The following is a 19,293-nucleotide window of genomic DNA, read 5'->3' on the forward strand; positions in this document are numbered from 1 at the left end:
CGGGGGGTCTGCTGCACGAATAGGTGGCATCTTGACCTGATCGTGCAGCAGACCCGATCCTCCACCATGGGTGCTAGTGGGCGGACAGATGACCCTGCCGCACTTGGCTGAACACGGGCGCACCGCACACCGCCCGACCGACGACGGTGACATGGTGGTAGGTGTATGGACAAGCCGTGGTGCGTTGCGCAGCACCACAACCTACCTGACGAGCAACGGATTCACCGAGCAATCGACCAGCGACGGCTATGGCTACCGCTTCGTCCGGAATAGGACAGCGATTGACGTGATGATCCCTGAAGGTCTCGATCGCCAGAGGCGTTACCCAACAACAGGATCGGGCCAGCCGGGACTGCCAGCCGACGGCGGAAATCAGGCGCTCACTCGGGCCGAGCGGCTGGCGATCCGCCTCAACGAGCAAGTGGGCTACGTCCGCCGCCCGACCATCCTCGGCGCCTTGGTAGCCAAGGCCCGCGCATGGGTTGTCGATCGTCGCGATTCCGAACGCCATGCCCAGGACCTAATTGCGTTGGCGGAAGTGGCACTCCATGATCCCCGAGCGGTCATCAGCCAGGCGCGCCCTGATGACCGTCGCGCGGTTCGAGCCGCTTTGCGGCACCTACCGATCGACCATCGTCTGTGGCGTGCCGCCAACGACTCGACGTCTGCACACACCCTATTGACCCGGCTGGCACAGCCGCCGGGTTAGCGCTCAGCCGCCTATTCTTCAACAAACTCAGCCCTGCCTTGCTCGGACGAGCCGTTTTGACAACTGCGATTGAAAATCCGTTCTGTAGATCGGATAGCACGGCCCATAATGGCGGACAGGATCACCGCATTCGGGGAAGGAAACACATGAGGGCAGTTAGGGCATAAGAATTTGACCCCGTCAGCAAGGTTGACAGGTAGGGATACCGTTAGAGGCCAATCCATTTCGCCCACCTCATTGATTTCCGCTCTCTGGGAGCCCGCGGATTTACAGTGGGCATTGCCAGCGCTGTCGCAACATGCCTGACAGATCCGTGACCTGGCCTGACGGTCGCAGCATGTGTCTTCCCATTTCTGCGCGTCGCGTATGAGTTGTGACAACGCCGTGACAAGCCTCCCGTCATCGATGACTACCCTGAACCACCCCCGACGGCGAAGTGCACTGACCCGCGCCGGCCAACAATCGCGACTATCTCGTCTGCGGGAGAATGAACAGAGTGCAGCTGTCGCAACACATCCTTAGCCCGACCCTCATCGTCATCTGCGTGGTGATGGTGCTTGCCGCCGCAGCCGTCTACTGGTCGACCGCACTCGGCTCGGCGTGGACCGTGCCGCGTGCGGCGGTGCGCGCTGTGCTGCAGCTTGCCGCCGTCGCCGCCGTTCTGACTGCGGCGCTGAGCAACCTGTGGACGTCGCTTGTAGTGCTGGGCGTCATGTTCGTCGCCGCAACGGTCACGGCGGCACGTCGCAGCCAATCCAACCGTTCCTGGCTCCTCGCGGTCGCACTCGCGACAGGCATGATTTCGGTGGTGCCACTGCTGCTTGCGTCCGGGCTTGTGCCGATGACCGGAGTCGCTATCGTGCCCATCGTCGGAATCCTGCTGGGCAGCACCATGACCGCCATCTCGGTCGCGGCACGGCGGGCACTCGACACCCTCGGTACCCGCGCCGGGGAGGTTGACGCGTTGCTCAGCCTGGGATTCAGCGACCGGCTCGCACGGATGGAAATGATCGGCCTTACGGCTGCCGACGCACTCCTCCCGAACCTCGACCAAACCAGGACGGTGGGATTGGTCACACTTCCCGGCGCCTTCGTCGGCGTGCTGCTCAGCACCGGGTCGGCAGCGCAGGCCGGCGCCGTCCAGATACTGATCCTGCTGTCCATACTGCTGTCACAGACGTGCGCGGTCGCCATCACGCTCGAGCTGATCGCCAGGGGCACAATCACCCGCACCAGCCGCACTCCCGGCCCGTCGCGGCTGCGACTGTCTCTCCGACGCCGGCGATCAGCGGCGGGCGCAGCAACCTAAGGGAACCACGTCAGCAGCGACTGGCCAACGCCGCCCTGAGCGGACGACGGGTCACGTCAGCGCAGTGAATGGGAAAGCGTCGTCAAGCTGTGAATTTCGATCGCGACGTCTGGACTGTTGGCACGCACGGCATGTAAGGCGCTGTCAATCTGACTGTCGAGCTGGTGCCATGCGGTTTCGTCCATCGGCCGCAACGTGGATTCGTCAGCGTCCCAGACGGTTTCCAGTTCGGCGATTTGGCTCTTGGCCTCGCTTTGGTCGCCGGCCCTGACTTTGGCAAGGGTGTCGTCCACGATCTGGCGGAGTCGACCGATCTCGGACGGCGGGAAGTGGGCACCAGCCGGGCCAGCGTTTCCTGGCAGTGCCGGCGCACTCGCCACCGGACCGTCTGGCTCTTCTTCATTGTTGGCGGCCTCATGAGGCCGCATACCGGCCCAGGCCAGAACTGCGACGGTCACCGCCGCGGCAACCAGGTAGTAGCCGAGTAGGACGCGTTCGCGACGGGGGGTAGTGGTGACGAGGGGAGCATGGCTGCGGTCGTAATCCTCTAGTACGTCGCTGCGGCTGAAAGTGAGGTAGCCGACGATCGCAAGGATCGCAGCCAGAAAGACGACGCTGGTGACGGCGGTGCCGATTCCAAGGCCGCCCTGCGACCAGGGCGACGCCAACCAGTCACCGAGATTGGCACCCAGTGGACGGGTGAGGATGTAGGCGAGCCAGAAGGACAACACCGCGTTTGCACCCATGCGCCAGCCGATGGCGATCACGACGATCAGACTGGCGGGTAGGAGCACCGACATGCCTGGGCTCCAGCCGGTGAGTTCCAGTGTCCAGTCGCCCGCCGCCGTCCCAAGGGCGAAGGTGACCAGAACCGCGAGCCAGTAGAACAACTCTCTAGGCAAACTCACGATGCTGTGTATCGAGAGCGTCCGTTCTCGCGAATACCAGAGGGCGAACACGACGCCCAAGGTCAGGGCAAAGGCGCTGGTGCTCAGGGCAAGTGGGACACCGAACTGGTCGGTGAGGATGTCGGTGTAGAGGGTACCGGTCACCGAGAGCACCACGACGGCGAGCCAATACACGAACGGGACGTAGCGGCGCCGACTGAGCTGCCAGGCCAAGACCAACCCGAGGACTGCGGTGAAGATCAGCGCGGTCGCGATCAGCCCGACGCCGAGCGTCATGTTGATCCAGTCGGCGAAGCTTTCACCGACTGTGGTGCAGAGGATCTTGATGACCCAGAACCACACAGTGACTTCGGGAACCTTGCTGAGAAGGTTGCGCCCGGTCGTCGTAATAGCGGTATTGGCCGTTTCTGTCACGACACGAACCGTAGGTAGCGCTCGCTGAGTACACGCTGAGAGGCAGTGGCACGGCCGCAGACCTATCTGCTTAGGTGAGGCTCACCATTGTTATTGTCAGACAGTCGGTACGACCGTAGTAAGCGAGGATCATGTCAGCCAGTCAGATTGCCCTGCTCGGCGCCTTTGCTGGGTTCACCATTTTTCTCGGTCTGCCAATCGGGCGGTTGCGTGCACCGATGCCCAAATTGAAGGCTGCGCTCAATGCGGTTGCGATCGGCATTCTCGTCTTCCTGTTGTGGGACGTGCTGGCCCATGCCTGGGAACCAGTGGATCGGGCGCTCGCAGCGAGCCAGATCACCGATGCGCTCGTGATCGGCACCCTGCTCGCGACGACTTTCGGCGTTGGCCTATTGGGCTTGGTGTGGTTGGACAGCTTCCGAAGCCGAAGCACGGCTGCGGGTCCCGGAATCCGAACGGCGACAACGGACGAAATCGGCGCAACGCCCGCGGTGCCTGCGCGGCGGCTGGCGTTGATGATCGCCAGCGGCATCGGGCTGCACAACTTCGCCGAGGGCTTGGCGATTGGCAACTCGGCGGCAGTGGGTGAATTGTCTCTGGCGGTACTGCTGGTGATCGGCTTCGCGCTGCACAACGCGACTGAAGGGTTCGGTATTGTTGCTCCCCTGACCGGGCAACGGCCGTCGTGGGGGTTTTTGGCGCTGTTGGGCCTCATCGGCGGTGGGCCCACGTTTGTGGGCACGCTTGTGGGACAGCGTTTCGTCAGCGAAACAGTGTCGGTGGCGTTTCTGGGCTTGGCTGCGGGCTCGATCCTCTATGTGGTCATCGAGTTACTCGCCGTCGCCCGCAGTGCCGATCTCAAGGTGGTCACCACCTGGGGAGTGTTCCTTGGGGTCGTAGCAGGATTCGCCACTGACGCGATCATCACCGCCGCGGGCGCCTAATCACCACTATTGGTGGGCTTCGTATCGAGCAAAAGGCAAGCGGTTTCTGCGCGAACGACGCAGTTTGTCCCGGCGGTGGGATGTCGTGACACTTCAGCGTCGGCTGACCAGCGCCGGTGACTCCGACTGATGACCCGATGTGCCCATCATCTCAACCACGTTGGCGGCGAATCGAACACGATCATGGATGTGAATGCGAACGCACACCTTGAAATGGTCGATCCGGCTCGCCAGAAGTCGCCTTCCGAAGGTCGGCCATTCCCGGGGGAAGTCGCGGAAGGCCGACTCAAGCTGACTCAGCGATTTGGCTGGGTTCGCTCTATTGGGCAGCGGCTTGTTGTGCTGCCTGCTGTTCGGCCACCTTGGCAGCCCGCCCTTCTGGGCTGCCAAGGGAGTTGCCAGGCGAAGTCGCGGAGGCCACCGCGGCGTCGCAGTTTAAGGACACCAACGTCTGCTTGGTTCCCGAGCCACCACTGTTGGGCGGGGGTTGGGCGGTGCGGTCCTGCTGATGGACAACCAAACAGTTGGGCCAATGGAGATGGTCACCTACCGTGACAGACACCACGGGTGTGTAGCCCGCCGAGGACAGCGTCGAGCTTGCGTCGCTGTACTTCTGGCCGACGACAGAGGGTGATGCGTGTGCGACGGCAAGGCCAGTGAGGAGCGAGGCTGCGGCCGCCAGAACGATACTTGCCGCGCGGATCGCTCGCTTGCGTGCCCTTGACCGGGTGGCTGTCAATGGCCGGCTTTGATCGCTGGGACGGCGATGGAGGTCGGTAACGCCGTGGGCGGCGTCGTCGTATCAATCACCGTGGCACCCAAATTCATACCGGTCATGTCGCCCTCGACAGGCGGCGCATAGCTGGTATTCACCGGTGCGCTACCCGATCCGGCGACGGGAAGGTCGGCGGCGCCGGGACTGTCGTCACGCTGGATCATCGTGAGTACAAACGCCGCAACGACGGCGCCGAGACCTATGACGACGGCGATTCCCCGCGCGCGAGCGAGGCTGTCACTCAATGGCATGTCGTTGTTGGACACAGCGGAAGTGTGCTCGCGGTGCCCTGAGGCGACGCTGAGGCTTAGCTGGGAGTCACTGTGATGCTTGATGGGTATCAGCTGGGAGCGAGACCGAGTAGTTTGTCGCGCCCCTGATTGTCCGAGATTGCTGCACAGTAATGGGGTGAACGAGGCAGCCTTGTCGAAGTCCGGACTATCGCGGCTGCTGTCTCGTCTACGGCTGCCGCACTGGAGCATCGCGGCCCGATCGGCGTTCATTGCAGGCGCTGTGGTTTTTGTCGCGCTAGCCGTGGCCGGGGCAGCATTGACGGGGGTCTTCTACCGCACGTTGATCGCCGGAGTGGATGCGGCCGCCGCCGCTAGGGTCCGTGACGTCTCTGCCGGCTTGATCGAAGACGCGCCGGCCGATCTTGATGACCCGCTGCTGGCAACCGACCAACGCATCGATGCGGTGCAGGTCATCGCCCACGACGGTACAGTTTTGCGCCGGTCTGACAGCATCTCTGACAACCCGTTGGTGCCTCTTGATCAGGTGGGCGACAGGCTGCGTACTGGGATGAGCCCGACAGCGTCTGCCGACGGCGACATGCGGGTGAGCGCGCAATCGATCAGCACACCTAAGGGCTCGTTCGTTGTGTTGGTCGCTGGTGGTGACGAGGCGGTGGAATCGACCGTACGTACAGCAGTGATTTTCCTGTTGCTTGCCGCGCCGGTAGTCGTCGCCGTAGCCGCCGCGGCGACGTATCGCCTGGTGCGGCGGTCTCTGGGCTCTGTGGACGCCATGCGCGCGCGCGTCGCGGCGATCAGCTCCTCAGAGTCGGCCGAGCGCGTACCGGTACCACCGGGCCGAGACGAGATCTCAGCGCTGGCCGTAACCATGAACGACATGCTGGATCGCATCGAAGCAGGCCATGTAGCCCAGCGCCAGTTTGTGGGGGACGCCTCCCATGAATTGCGCAGCCCGTTGACGGCGATCATCTCCGCGCTCGATGTAGCGGTGGCTCATCCAGAATTGCTTGACATCGAATTAGCCAGGGACACTTTGGTTCCCGAGGCCCAGCGGATGCGCGCACTCGTCGAGGATCTGCTGCTGCTGGCCCGCGCCGACGAGCGTGGCCTCGCGTTTCATCCCGACCAGATCCGCCTCGACGAGATCGCGACCGGCGAAGTAATTCGGCTGCGGCGCACCTGCCCGCATACTGTTCATATCGCCGCGGATCCGGTCGAGTTGTGCGGCGACGGTCCTGCGTTGTCTCGGTTAGTGCGCAATTTGCTCGACAACGCGGCCCGTCACGCCACTTCACGTATCGACGTGACCGTGACCAGCCGAGATGGCCAAGCCATCTTGACTGTCGCCGACGACGGTCCGGGGATCCCGCCCGCTGATCGTCAACGCGTGTTCGACCGATTCGTGCGCCTGGACACCTCTCGCTCGCGCCGGGGCGGCGGAAGCGGATTGGGCCTGTCCATTGTGGCGGAAATCGTCGCGGCCCATGACGGTGACATCAGCATCGCCGACCGGCCAGGCGGTGGAACGGCCATGACGGTTCAGGTTCCGCTTGCGAACACACCCGATTCCAATCGGTAACCTACCCCGCGAATTGTCTCAATAGTGTTGGTGCCGAACGGGATGTCGATCTTGCGACGAAGGTAGCGTACGTAAACCTCGACAATATTGTCCGGGCCCTCGTAGTGCGGATCCCATACGTTATGCAGGATATCGGCCTTGGTGCAGACCGCGTCTCTATTGCGCATCAAATACGCCAACAAGCTGAACTCTCTGGGGCTTAAGTCAATCGGTGTGCCATCTCGCTCGACCACATGCCGAACCGGATCCAGTGTCAGATCGCCGGCCATCATCACGACCGGTCGTTCGGGCGCGCCGCGGCGAGCCAGGGCATGCAACCGGGCGACGAGGACCACGAAGGAGAACGGTTTGACAAGGTAATCGTCGGCGCCGAGGTCAAAGGCGTCGGCTTGGTCGTATTCGCCATCCTTGGCGGTCAGCATCAAAACCGGTGTCCAGACACCGCGAGCGCGCAATCGACGCAGCACCTCGTAGCCACTCAATTCGGGCACCATGATGTCCAACACGACCACGTCGAACTGGTTCTCGGTCGCTTGCCACAAACCCTCGGTGCCGGTCGCGGCATGGACGACGATGAATCCCTCGGCGCTCAAACCGAGTTTGAGGCTGGATGCGACATGGGGTTCGTCTTCGACGAGCAGAATTTTCACCCAGACGGCCCCTCTACTGGATCATGGCAATGGCATCGTGCCAGTATGCCGAACGGCCGGCGCACCACCGCTAGGGGTGAAGCTTCCGCGCATCGGGGTCAACGAGAGCGCAACGGATCTCCACGGCGGCGCGCCGGCCTCCATCGGCTGAGCTATTACGACCCAGACGCGACGGGTCGGCCCCGACTCGTCGCTTCCCGACGGTGCTCACAATGCCAGCGGTGCGCTGAGAAGTCGCTGAGCGGTGTGGCCGGCATGCCCGTTGTCAGTTCATGTTCCAGGGTTGGCCGTAGGTGGTGACGCTGTCACCAGCCTTGGAGATCAGGCGGGCGAACGGGCGCAGCAGCACACCGCCGGCGGCACCGGTGACGGTACCGTGGGCGTTGGACACGGCCACCGAGCCGTTGGGGCCCGAGACGTCCACCGAGAAGGTGGCGACTTCCTGGATGCCGGGGCCGTTGCCCAGGTCAGCGCTGATCGAGACACCCGGGAACAGGTTCGGGGTGATCACCGAGCCCAGCGGATTGAAACGCGTCGGGGAGATGTTCGCTTGGTCGAGCAGGATGTTGGGGGTGGTGTAGCTGAAGTTGATGCCCACACCCAGCGACCACGGGAAGCCGACCTGGTAGCCCAGCTCCAAGGTGCCTGCGAACTCATCGGCACCCGGGCCGACCACGCTGTAGACAGCCTTGCCGGAGTGGAACCACTCACGGGTCAGCCGGTTGCGGTCCAGGGGGAACACGCCATTGAGGAAGGTGTCCCACTGCTGAATCGTCATCGTGCGGCCACCACCGTCAACCAGACTCAGCTCGTTATCCAAACCTGCGTGCGAAGTGCCTGTCCCGACGAACAACGCCGCAACCGCAGCAATCACCGCCACCAGCAACCGACCGACGATCCTCATATTCCTCCATCACCATTGCGGTGACCGCATCTGTATGCCGGTCACCGTGTAGAAATCATGACGAGCCAGACCCCCCAATCACGTTGGGCGAGTTGCCGACTCACTCGATGTCCGGGCGCTCACCAACGAACGCACGGAGCCCGGAGTATCACACCGACGGGCTGAAAAAGCACTGAGAGTCCCGTGCAGGCTCCGGCGGATCCCCACCATTTCGGTCACAACGAACTCACGCGGTGACCCCGGGATGGAACGTCTTCTGCGCCAGTGGATTCGGGCAGCACCGGGCGATCCGATCTGCCAGTCGACGCTGCCACCAGGACCCCACCAAAGATCGGGCCGGCCGCCTTACCCGCCGCGAACGGTTTTCGTCTCGATCGCCAGAAAGTCGCCGTCGTGGCGAGAGAGCACGAGGTCGAGTCGCGAGACTCGCTTGGTGAGATCGTCGCGCACCCGGATCGCGTTGCTCACGTCGTTGGGCCATAAGTATCGCCAGGCGGTGTAGCTGTTCTCCATTTTGTAGACGTTGAAGCCGGCCTCAACAAATGGGCGCAGCACGTCGATCGGTCGCAGGTGCGGGTCAGGCCACCACCGCGGCGAGAGCTCGACGACGATCTCGGCGTCGGAGCGAAGCAATCCGATCAGGTTGGCCATCCCCGCCAAGACATCCGGTTCGGCGCCCTCGACATCGATCTTGACGATCCGGATTGACGTGACCTCGTCGAATGTCAGGATCTGGTCGAGGGGCAGCGCTTCGATGGTCGACTCGACGTCAAGACCTCGCGTCGGCAACGTCGTCGACATCCCGGCGTTGTGCCGTGGGCCGGAGAAGACCGTCAGCGTTCCGGATTTCGCTGCGGCCGCCTTGTTCACCAGGCGAATGTGATCACCGAGCTGGTCAGCCCGAACATTTCGACGCAATTCGTCAAACATCGTCGGCGAGGCCTCCACGGCGACCACGCTCCCGTGGACGCCCACCGAGCGTGCTGCCAGCAGCGAGTAGTAGCCGGTATTCGCACCGACGTCGATGAAGACATCACCGTCGTCGCATCTGCTGGCGACGAAACGCGTCAGATCTGGTTCCCACTCCTCAAAGACCCAAATGTAGGTCGCGATGAGGTCCGGCAGGCGGCACATCAAGGTGGCACCGAAACCCGTTCGACCCGCCACCAAAACCGTACGACCCAGCCGAGCGCGGCCCCGCAACAGCATTGATAACACCGAATAGACGGGTAACAGCAGCGCACCGCGGAACACCTTCTCGGCGAGCGGAACCGATTCCTTCGGGGTCTGCAGCAGCCGGGCCATCGCACGCAAGACACGCGCAAATATCATCACTATCCAATCCGCGGCCATCGACGGTGGGCCGAACCACGCGGTGCATCGTCGAATCCGACACCGGAGATCGCATCCACGCGGCTTGTCTGCAGCCACTTCAACCGTTCCGGACACCGCCGCCACACCGTGTCAGACCGCCGCTGAGAAGACGCTGAATACCAACGCAATTCAGCCAATTCCCGGCCAATCCACAGCTTCGAGCAGGCAACATTGCGCGGAGCCTCCGGGGCGATCAACCCTTCGGCCGCCACCACCCCTTACGCCAGCCTCGACCGGCGCGAGGGCATGTGCCGGCTGTTCTTCAACCGCACCGGATCCCTGCCGCATCCCGTCAACCCACGTTCAGACAAGGACGGATCGTGCAGATCGCGTCGGAACCCGCAGTGCCACAACGTGTCTGCGAGTGCGTGGTGCGGCGTGACCGCCGAGGGTGGCGTCGTCTTCAGCCGCGCACAGCGAATGTTCAGCAGATCGCGGGCACGGTGAACTCATCGGCCCCCCGCACGGGTTCGATTGAACAGGAAGGAATAGACAACCCATGAGGAGAACCACACAGCGGCTACTCGCCGGAATCGGCACGATGTTGGCCGCTGCGACGCTCGGCGGGGTCAGCGCGGCGCTCGCGCAGGCCGCGCCTACGCCGCCGCCTACGCCGCCGCCGACCTCGCAACAGTGCGACGCCCCCAAGCCCGGAGACACCCCCGATCAGCCGGGCGCACCGGACAAGGACAACATCCAAGGTGGCGACCAGGGCGGACCTGACGCCCCCTGCTGAGGCACCCCACGCATCGGCCCGGCACTGCGGCTGTGCCGTCGGTGCCACCTCGCGGCGCGGGACACGAACCCCCAGTGCTTCGCCGTACTGGGACCTCCCGCGCCGCGACATCCCATCCAGGAATCGAGGAAGACATGCCTGTCATGAAGAACGTGTTGGCGGCGGCGGCCGGCGGCGTTGTGGTTATCGGCGTGGCCGCCGGGTGCGGTGCCGGCGGCCCTGCCGGTACATCGTCGGCACCAGCATCGGCCAGCGCTGCGCAGTCGGTGACCGAGTCGAACCCGCCCGGCGACATCCCGGACAACCAAGCCTTCGTCTCCTACACCGCTGCCGACGGGTCCTACACACTGAAGTACCCCGAAGGCTGGGCGCGCACCGATTCCGGGTCGACGGTCACCTTCAGCGACAAGTACAACAGCATCACCGTCGGCCCCCACGACGGCTTCTATCAACCCACCGAAACCTACGCCCGCACCGTCGAAGTACCCGGCATCGCCGCGCACACGCCCGGGTTCACCGCAGCAGACGTCAGCACCGTGCAACGGTCGGCGGGCCCGGTGATCGTGATCAGCTATCAGGCCGATTCGCCACCGAGCCCGGTCACCGGAAAGTCGGTCCGTCAAGACGTCGCCCGCTACGAATACGCCCACGGCGGGCGCGGCGCGGTGGTCACGCTGGCCGCGCCGACGGGCTCGGACACCGTCGACCCGTGGCGCACCGTCACCGACTCGTTCGCGTGGCTGCGATGACCACGCCGGAAGTGACGCAAGCCCTTCTCGATGCGGCTGTGCGCGCCCAGGGCAGCGCCCCAGTGCTGGAGGCCGTCTCGCTGTACCGGTTCTTCCGCGCGGGTGACGAGGAGACACTGGCCCTGCGGGGGGTGTCACTGACCGTGTGCGCGGGTGAACTGGTTGCCGTGGTCGGCCCGTCCGGGTCGGGTAAGTCCACGTTGCTGGCCTGTCTGGCTGGTCTGGACGAACCCGACGGTGGCACCGTCTGGCTGGGGGGGCAGCGCATCAGTCATCAATCCGAACAGCTGCGCTGTCGGCTTCGCGCCCGACACGTCGGCCTGCTGTATCAGGATCGAAACCTGTTGATGCCGTTGACCGTTGAACAGAACGTGCGGCTGGCCCAACGACTGGCCGGCGGGCTCGTCCGGACACACCCGACGGTGCTGCTGGCCTCGTTGAGTATCGCCGAACGCGCCGACGCCTACCCCGAGCAGCTGTCGGGCGGGGAGCTTGCCCGCGCCGGGCTGGCCGTCGCGCTGGCCAATGACCCGGAGGTGGTGTTGGCCGATGAACCGACCGGAGAGCTGGATACCGCCACCGAAGCCGGCGTGTTGGCCGTGCTGCGGGAGCGGGCCGCGGCCGGGGCCGCGATCGTCATCGCCAGCCACAGCTCGGCGGTGGCCGCGAGCGCCGACCGGGTTGTCACCCTCATCGACGGACAGGTGATGCCGTGAACAACGTCCGGAACACGGATCTGCCGGTGCGGGCGGAGTCGGATGTAGATGAGCCCACCGTGGTGCGCACCGAGCACCTCACCCGTTGCTTCGGTACAGGCACTGGCACCGTGGTGGCAGTGCGCGGTGTGACCGTGACGGTCGCCTGCCATGACCGCATCGCGTTGACGGGGCCGTCGGGATCGGGCAAGTCCACCCTGTTACACCTGCTGGCCGGCCTGGATGAACCCACCTCCGGCACCATGAGCTGGTTGCCTGCGGAGCCGAGCACAGCCCGTCCCGCAGCGGGGCTTGTCTTCCAGGGCCGCAGCCTGGTGCCCAACCTCGACGTGATCGAAAACGTGCGCCTACCGCTGCTGTTCGCCGGACACCCGGAGCGCGAGGCCACCGCCTGCGCCCGCGAGGCGCTGGCCCGGCTGGGTGTCGATGCGCTGAGCGAGGCGTTACCCGACGCGTTATCCGGTGGGCAGGCGCAGCGCGTCGCCATTGCCCGCGTCCTTGCTAGCGCGCCGCGGCTGATCTTGGCCGATGAACCCACGGGCCAGCTCGACCACGCGACCGCCGCGCTGGTGATCGACGTCTTGCTGCGCGCCGCCGACGAGCTGAGTGCTGCGCTGATCGTGTCTACTCACGACCCCGTGATCGCCCGGCGTCTACCCACTGAGTGGGCGATGCGCGACGGCCGCTTGCGGATTACCACCAGCGACGAGAACCAACGATGATCACAGTGTGGCTCACCGGCCTGCTGCGCCGCCAACGCGCCCGCCTCCTCGGGGCCACCGCCGGCGTCGCTGTCGCTGTCGCCCTGATCGCCACGTTGGGATCGTTTCTTGCCACCTCGGAAGCCACTATGACCGAACGCGCGGTGCACAGCGTGGCCGTGGACTGGCAGGTCCAAATCACCCCCGGCGCGGACACCGCTGCGGCTGCCCGACTGGTCAGCGCCACTGCCGGCGTGAGGGCCGACGCGCGGGTCGAATTCGCCCAAACCAGTGGGTTGTCGGCCACCGTCGCCGGCAGCACCCAAACCACCGGTCCCGGGGTTGTGCTGGGCATCCCGGCGACTTACCGAATTCTGTTCCCGAACCAGATCCGTACCTTGACCGGTGCGGACACCGGTGTGCTGCTGGCTCAGCAGACCGCGGCCAACCTGCACGTTGCTCCCGGCGAGACGATCAGCATCGGCCGCGCCGGACTGCCCGCCGTTGCGGTGACGGTGGCCGGGATCGTAGAACTGCCGCAAGCGAATTCATTGTTCCAAACCGTCGGCGCTGCACCAACCGCGCAGCCGGCCGCACCGCCCGACAACGTGGTGCTGCTTCCAGAAACGCAGTGGCACAACCTGTTCAATCCGCTGACTGCCACCCGCCCGGATCTGGTCTCCACACAGATCCATCTACGTCGCGCCCATGCCCTGCCGGCCGATCCCGGCGCCGCCTACACAACAGTGCGCGCCGCGGCACGCAACCTGGAAGCCCGCAGCGCCGGGGCCGTGCTCGTCGGCGACAACCTCGGTGCGGCGCTGGACGCCGCACGCGGCGACGCCGCCTATGCCCGGGTGTTGTTTGTGTTCCTGGGGCTGCCCGGTGCCGTGTTGGCCGCCCTGCTCACCGCCACCGTCACCTCCGCCGGCGCCGACCGGCGCCGCGCCGAGCAGACTGTGCTAAGGGCACGGGGGGCCACCGCACGTCAGCTGTTCGGATTGGCCGCTGCTGAGGCAGCCGTCATCGGCGCGGTCGGGGCTGTGGCCGGGCTGGCTGCCGCAGCGGTGGTCAACTGGCTGGCCTTCGGGTCGCCGCGGTTCGGGAGCACGGCCACCGCCGCGGTGGGGTGGCCGGCGGCGGCCGCGGCCGCCGGGATGGCGGTGGCGGCCGCGACCGTGCTGGTGCAGGCAAGACGCGAGGTGCGCACACAAACCGTTGCCGACGCGCGGATGCGCCTGGGCACGCTCAGCGTGCCGGTCTGGGCACGGTTGGGCATCGACGGCCTCATCCTGGGCGCGGCGGCGGTGGTGTTCTACGCCACCACTGGCCGCGGGTATCAGCTGGTGCTGGCCCCCGAAGGGGTGCCAGCGATCTCGGTGTCGTACTGGGCGTTCGCCGGCCCCGCGCTGCTATGGATCGGCGCCGGGCTGCTCACCTGGCGACTGGCCGATCTGCTGCTCGGGCGCGGCCGCCCACTGATCGCCGCGGCGCTGCGGCCGTTCACCGGTGACTTGGCGAACACCATCGCCGCGGGAATGTCCCGTGCACGTCGCCCGCTGGTGCGCGCCATCGTGATGCTCACCTTGGCGGTGGCGTTCGCCGCGTCCACGGCGACATTCAACGCCACCTACCGCCAACAGGCCGAAGTCGACGCTCAACTGACCAACGGCGCCGACGTCACCGTGACGGCGACAGCGCCGTTACCGGCCGAGGTCGCCGGCAGGCTCGCCGCCGTGCCCGGGGTGCGCGCCGTGGAACCCATGGCTCACCGGTTCGCATACATCGGCGCTGACCTGCAAGACCTCTACGGGGTGCGCCCAGCCTCGATCACCCGCGCAACCGCCCTGCAGGATAGCTATTTTCCGGAATCGACCGCGAGGGCGCGGATGAGCGCCCTGGTCACCCGGCCCGACTCGATCCTGCTGTCGGCAGAAACGGTGCACGACTTCCAATTACGTCCCGGCGACCAGGTAACGCTGCGCATCGTCGACGCCTCCACCCGGCAACCGCGCCCGGTCACCTTCCGCTACGCCGGAGTCGTCACCGAGTTCCCCACCGCCCCCAAGGACAGCTTCCTAGTTGCCAACGCCGACTACCTCGCCGCGCAGACCGGCGCGGCGGCCCCCAACGAATATCTGATCGATACCGGTGGCCGCGACACCGCCGCGGTCGCCGCCCGCATCCGCGCCGTGGTCGGTACCGGGGCGACGGTGACCGACATCAACGCGGTGCGGGCCGACGTCGGGTCCAGCCTGACCGCAGTGGACCTGTCCGGGCTGACCCGCATCGAACTGTCCTTCGCGCTGGTGCTGGCCGTCGGAGCGGGCGCGCTCGTGCTGGGCCTCGGCCTGACCGACCGGCGCCGCATCTACGCCCTGCTCTCGGCGCTGGGCGCCCACCGCCGCCACCTGCGCGCGATGGTGTTCAGCGAAACCGCCATCCTGACCACCATCGGGATCTTCGCCGGCGGGCTCACCGGGTCGGTGCTGTCGGTGATGCTGGTCAAAGTGCTCAGCGGTGTGTTCGACCCGCCGCCGGACAACATCGCGGTCCCGTGGACCTATCTCGGGGCCACCGCCGCGGTCACGGTCGGGGCGCTGGGCGCAGTCAGCGCCGCCGCGGTGTTGCTGTTCACCCGCCACCCCGCACGCGGCCTCATCCGTAACCAATGACAGCGGCGGGCGTCGACGCTTGACGGACATGACGATCACCAGGTCCGCCTGCGGTACGTCACGCCGCGGTGCTCGCCGGCATGCTCCTGGCGTTGCCCGCCGCGCGGGTGTGCTTGTGCACCGCGCGAGCACGGGCACCGCACTCGTGGGCCAGTGATGTGCTGGACGGTCTGCTTCTGGGCGCGCGCCCAACCACCGACACCCGAGACGATTTTCGAAGCGCGTATGTGCAGGACCGAGGAAATCAGCGTGATCACCCAGCCGTGACGTCGTCGGTGCCGAAGAATCGACTCATCACGACCCCGAACCACCGGTGTCGACGCGAACACGGTAGCGCCGCCCATGAGAGCGGACGCGCGACAACCAGGAGGCACTACACAGGTGCACGTGCGCACGACCCGGCCCGCCACTGAAGGCGGCTCAGGGCTGACGATGGACCGCCCGCAACTGATCTCGGCGGCGGGCCGGCTGTCGCGCTGGTCGGTGCGCGCCCGATCCACCGTGGCGGCCGCCGTCATGGTGACACTCGGGATCGGTGTCGCATCGGCAGCCATGCTCTTCGTCCTCTACCACACGTTGCAACGATCTACCCAGGCCGCGGCCCAGACCCGCGCCGGTCAACTCGTCGAACAGATGCGCACCGACGGCCCCGCCGAACTCGATCCTGGCCTGTTGGGCACCGACGGCCAGGTCGCTCTTATCCAGGTCCTCGACGACCGGGGTGCGGTACAGCTCGCGTCGGCCGGAGCCCCCAAGTCAGCTGTGGCGTCGGTGGTCGTGCCACCCGGGCAGACGGTGACACTTGGGCGCATCCAGTTGGCCGGCGACCGCGGCGACTTGTGGGTCACTGCGCGCGGCGCCGCGACTCCGGCGGGACCGGTCACTGTCCTCGTCGGCGGGGACCGTGAACCCGTCGAAACGACCGTGGCCACCGTCGGGCTGATGTTGGCCATCAGCGGACCGCTCGTCGTCGCGCTAGTCGCTTGGGCGACCTACTTCCTGGTGGGGCGGGCGCTGCGTCCCGTCGAACGCATCCGCGCCCGCGTTGACACCATCAGCACCGAGCAGCTCGACGAACGCGTCCCAGTACCACCGACCGGCGACGAGATTGCCCATCTCGCACAGACCATGAACAATATGCTGACCCGGCTGCAGGCCGGGCACGCCGCACAACGTAGGTTCATCTCCGACGTGTCCCATGAGTTGCGCAGTCCCTTGTCGGCGATCAGCACCGCGCTGGAGCTGGCCCACAACCGACCCGACATGCTCGACGCCGAACTGGTCGACGAGTCGCTGATTCCTGAAACCCGCCGCATGCGCGATCTCGTCGACGACCTGCTCTTATTGGCTCGCGCCGATGAACACGAGCTTACTATCCGTGCCGACAACGTCGACCTCGACGACATCATCGCCACCGAAAAGGCCCGCCTGCAAAGCAACCCGCGATTGACGGTGCGGGCACGGATCGGCGCCGCCCGGGTTAGCGGCGACCGCAGACAGCTCACGCGCATGGTGCGCAATCTCGTCGACAACGCCGCCCGACACGCCCACAGCACCGTCGAACTCGTTTGCGAGCGAGTGAGAGACAGCGCCGTCATCCGCATCGCCGACGACGGACCGGGAATACCGGCCGACCAACGCGAGCGGGTGTTCGAACGGTTCGTGCGCCTCGATGCCGCTCGAACCCGCGATGCGGGTGGTAGCGGGCTCGGGTTGGCCATCGTCGCTGAAATCGTGGCCGCTCACCACGGCACCGTCAGCATCGGAGACTCGGGCGGCGGGGCGTGCGTCACGGTGACCCTGCCGGCCGACACCGACAGTTATGCGCCCGCCGAGGACATCCGGTAACCCACCCCCCGCACGGTGTGAATGGTCTGCGTGCCGAAAGGAACGTCGAGTTTGCGCCGCAGATACCCGACGTAGACCTCGACGATATTGTCGTCGCCTTCGTAGTTGATGTCCCATACCGACTGCAGAACCTCCTGCTTGGTGACGACCGTATCGGCGTGGCGCATCAAGTACTCGAGCACCCCGTACTCGCGGGGCGTCAACTCCACCTCGACGCCGGCTCGGTTCACTTGGTGGCGGGCTGGGTCTAACTCAAGATCATCGACCCGCAGCACGGGTGGGCGCGCCGGCGCGCCCCGGCGCAGCAGCGCCCGCAATCTGGCGATCAGCACCACGAACGAGAACGGCTTGATCAAGTAGTCATCCGCGCCGAGGTCGAATGCATCGGCCAGGTCGTACTCCCCGTCCTTGGCCGACAACATGAGCACCGGGGTCCACACGTCCGCCTTGCGCAGGTCGCGCACGATTTCGTAGCCGCTCATCGACGGCAACATGATGTCGAGAACCAGCACGTCGAATCCGCCGCCGACGGCCTCATCGAATCCCACCCGCCCGTCGCCGGCCACCTGCACGACGAACCCTTCGGCCACCAAACCACGACGAATCAGTTCGGCCAGTCGCGGCTCGTCCTCGACGACCAGGATGCGCACAATGTCCTCCACCAAATCAATGAACGGCTCGTCCAGTACAGCAGAACCGGCCGATATCCAGAGGGCCGCTGAGGCGCCTCCACCGAGACCATGCCGACGACCCGCGCCGAACTCCCGCCAGGCGGGCCACTCGACGCGCCGGTGCGCTATGTGATGCGCGGGCCTCACGCCACCGCACTGTTCTGGGCGCTAAAGGGCGCCCCCACTCAGCGAACCCGGCGGCGATCTTCCTGGCACAAACACCCCACGTTCGGCTATCCGGTAGGCAGGCCAATTTTCTCGCCACCTTCCTCGTCGCTGTGGTGGGTGGGTCAGCTTAAAAACGGGGCGTTTGCACCCCGCGATCTCCTGGAAGGGTGGTCGCGCTGTTCAGCACCGCGCGGGCACCGCGCTGTCGGATTTGATGAACCTACCGGCGAATCGGCTGCGCCGGCGGGGCGGTCATCCTCACCAGCGGACTGCGCAATCGACTCAGCCCTCGTAGCCACGCAACTCGGGCAGCAGGATGCCCAAATCGATCACGTCGACCTGAATCCCCAATCGGCTGGACTAACACGTTCCTGACGCGACGACGATGTCGCGCCGGGTCATTTCCGACCACGCTCACGATGGCAGGCGTGCGCTGAGAAACCGCTGAACGGCTGGGCCGTTGCCGGCGGTTGTTAGTTCATGTTCCAGGGTTCGCCGTAGGTGGTGACGCTGTCACCGGCCTTGGAGATCAGGCGAGCGAAGGGGCGCAGGAGCACACCGCCGGCGGCACCGGTGACGGTGCCGTGGGCGTTGGCCACGGCGACCGAGCCGTTGGGGCCCGAGACGTCCACCGAGAAGGTGGCGACTTCCTGGATGCCGGGGCCGTTGCCCAGGTCAGCGCTGATCGACACACCGGGGAACAGGTTCGGGGTGATGATCTGGTTGAGCGGGTGGAAGTTGGTCGGCGAGATGCTGACGTCGTCGAGCAGGATGTTGGGGGTGGTGTAGCTGAAGTTGATGCCCACACCCAACGACCACGGGAAGCCGACCTGATAACCCAGCTCCAAGGTCCCCGCGAAACTATCAGCACCCGGGCCGACCACGCTGTAGACGGCCTTGCCGGAGTGGAACCACTCCCGAGTCAGCCGGTTGCGGTCCAGCGGGAACACGCCATTGAGGAAGGTGTCCCACTGCTGAATCGTCATCGTGCGGCCACCGCCGTCAACCAGACTCAGCTCGTTATCCAAACCTGCGTGCGAAGTGCCTGTCCCGACGAACAACGCCGCAACCGCAGCAATCACCGCCACCAGCAACCGACCGACGATCCTCATATTCCTCCATCACCAGTGCGGTGACCACATCTGTATGCCCGTCACCGTGTGGAAATCGACAGAGCCATACCTTCCGATCGCGGGCGAGCGGGCGGGC

General features: G+C 65.6%; 17 protein-coding genes. 10 read left to right on the forward strand and 7 right to left on the reverse strand.

All coding sequences use genetic code 11. The annotated features are described in order from the left end of the window. The first annotated feature begins 76 nt into the window (after positions 1-76). Both Y900_RS26965 and Y900_RS26970 read left to right on the forward strand, forming a co-directional pair. A complete protein-coding gene (locus tag Y900_RS26965) occupies positions 77-709 on the forward strand; it encodes a hypothetical protein (protein ID WP_131536322.1) in 633 nt (210 codons plus the stop codon). A 496-nt stretch (positions 710-1,205) separates the two neighbouring features. Beyond that, positions 1,206-2,018, forward strand: a complete 813-nt coding sequence (locus Y900_RS26970) for an ABC transporter permease (RefSeq protein ID WP_109751288.1) — start codon at positions 1,206-1,208, stop codon at positions 2,016-2,018. 56 nt (positions 2,019-2,074) lie between these two features. On the opposite strand, the gene Y900_RS26975 is transcribed toward Y900_RS26970, so the two are convergent. After that, positions 2,075-3,340, reverse strand: coding sequence for a COG4705 family protein (locus Y900_RS26975; RefSeq protein ID WP_036348312.1), 1,266 nt, complete (start codon positions 3,338-3,340; stop codon positions 2,075-2,077). Positions 3,341-3,558: 218 nt separating this feature from the next. Between Y900_RS26975 and Y900_RS26980 the strand changes: the two genes are divergently transcribed. Then, a complete protein-coding gene (locus Y900_RS26980) occupies positions 3,559-4,284 on the forward strand; it encodes a ZIP family metal transporter (protein WP_237752738.1) in 726 nt (241 codons plus the stop codon). Between the two features lie 735 nt (positions 4,285-5,019). Here Y900_RS26980 and Y900_RS26985 read toward each other — a convergent pair. Next, entirely contained in the window at positions 5,020-5,325 is a 306-nt protein-coding gene (locus Y900_RS26985) for a hypothetical protein (protein ID WP_036348320.1), read from the reverse strand. 142 nt (positions 5,326-5,467) lie between these two features. On the opposite strand from Y900_RS26985, the gene Y900_RS26990 reads away from it, so the two are divergent. After that, entirely contained in the window at positions 5,468-6,892 is a 1,425-nt protein-coding gene (locus tag Y900_RS26990) for a HAMP domain-containing sensor histidine kinase (protein WP_420329845.1), read from the forward strand. Here the strand turns inward: Y900_RS26990 and Y900_RS26995 are convergent. The 3 genes from Y900_RS26995 to Y900_RS27005 form a co-directional block, all read right to left on the reverse strand. Beyond that, entirely contained in the window at positions 6,853-7,542 is a 690-nt protein-coding gene (locus tag Y900_RS26995; protein ID WP_036348323.1) for a response regulator transcription factor, read from the reverse strand. The two genes, Y900_RS26990 and Y900_RS26995, sit on opposite strands and share 40 nt — an antisense overlap. A 265-nt stretch (positions 7,543-7,807) precedes the next feature. Continuing rightward, positions 7,808-8,446: a porin MspA gene (locus tag Y900_RS27000; RefSeq protein ID WP_036348326.1), complete on the reverse strand. Its 639-nt coding sequence runs from the start codon at positions 8,444-8,446 to the stop codon at positions 7,808-7,810. Between the two features lie 345 nt (positions 8,447-8,791). Further along, positions 8,792-9,778 (reverse strand): FkbM family methyltransferase, encoded by a 987-nt coding sequence (locus Y900_RS27005; protein WP_157838286.1) that lies wholly within the window; start codon positions 9,776-9,778, stop codon positions 8,792-8,794. Positions 9,779-10,319: 541 nt separating this feature from the next. Between Y900_RS27005 and Y900_RS27010 the strand changes: the two genes are divergently transcribed. The 6 genes from Y900_RS27010 (at position 10,320) to Y900_RS27035 (ending at position 17,245) form a co-directional block, all read left to right on the forward strand. Beyond that, positions 10,320-10,556 carry a hypothetical protein gene (locus Y900_RS27010; protein WP_036348329.1) on the forward strand — a complete coding sequence of 79 codons (237 nt, stop codon included), beginning with the start codon at positions 10,320-10,322 and terminating at the stop codon, positions 10,554-10,556. Positions 10,557-10,690: 134 nt separating this feature from the next. Beyond that, complete coding sequence (locus Y900_RS27015) at positions 10,691-11,305, forward strand: hypothetical protein (RefSeq protein ID WP_131536324.1); 615 nt, start codon at positions 10,691-10,693, stop codon at positions 11,303-11,305. Next, the gene (locus Y900_RS27020; protein ID WP_081845421.1) at positions 11,302-12,021 is read left to right on the forward strand and encodes an ABC transporter ATP-binding protein; all 720 of its coding nucleotides are present in this window, start codon (positions 11,302-11,304) and stop codon (positions 12,019-12,021) included. Before Y900_RS27015 ends, Y900_RS27020 begins: the two co-directional genes overlap by 4 nt. Then, on the forward strand, positions 12,018-12,743 hold the full coding sequence (locus Y900_RS27025) for an ABC transporter ATP-binding protein (RefSeq protein ID WP_237752739.1): 726 nt from the start codon (positions 12,018-12,020) through the stop codon (positions 12,741-12,743). The genes Y900_RS27020 and Y900_RS27025 overlap by 4 nt, the downstream gene beginning before the upstream one ends. Further along, the gene (locus Y900_RS27030; protein ID WP_036348335.1) at positions 12,740-15,397 is read left to right on the forward strand and encodes an ABC transporter permease; all 2,658 of its coding nucleotides are present in this window, start codon (positions 12,740-12,742) and stop codon (positions 15,395-15,397) included. Before Y900_RS27025 ends, Y900_RS27030 begins: the two co-directional genes overlap by 4 nt. Before the next feature lie 432 nt (positions 15,398-15,829). Then, positions 15,830-17,245, forward strand: coding sequence for a sensor histidine kinase (locus Y900_RS27035; protein WP_051660494.1), 1,416 nt, complete (start codon positions 15,830-15,832; stop codon positions 17,243-17,245). Here the strand turns inward: Y900_RS27035 and Y900_RS27040 are convergent. Both Y900_RS27040 and Y900_RS27045 read right to left on the reverse strand, forming a co-directional pair. Further along, the gene (locus Y900_RS27040; RefSeq protein ID WP_036348903.1) at positions 17,218-17,895 is read right to left on the reverse strand and encodes a response regulator transcription factor; all 678 of its coding nucleotides are present in this window, start codon (positions 17,893-17,895) and stop codon (positions 17,218-17,220) included. The two genes, Y900_RS27035 and Y900_RS27040, sit on opposite strands and share 28 nt — an antisense overlap. A 662-nt stretch (positions 17,896-18,557) precedes the next feature. After that, positions 18,558-19,196: a porin MspA gene (locus Y900_RS27045; protein ID WP_036348338.1), complete on the reverse strand. Its 639-nt coding sequence runs from the start codon at positions 19,194-19,196 to the stop codon at positions 18,558-18,560. Between the last annotated feature and the right edge of the window lie 97 nt (positions 19,197-19,293).

It is taken from the genome of Mycolicibacterium aromaticivorans JS19b1 = JCM 16368 (genome assembly GCF_000559085.1).
Classification (GTDB): domain Bacteria; phylum Actinomycetota; class Actinomycetes; order Mycobacteriales; family Mycobacteriaceae; genus Mycobacterium; species Mycobacterium aromaticivorans.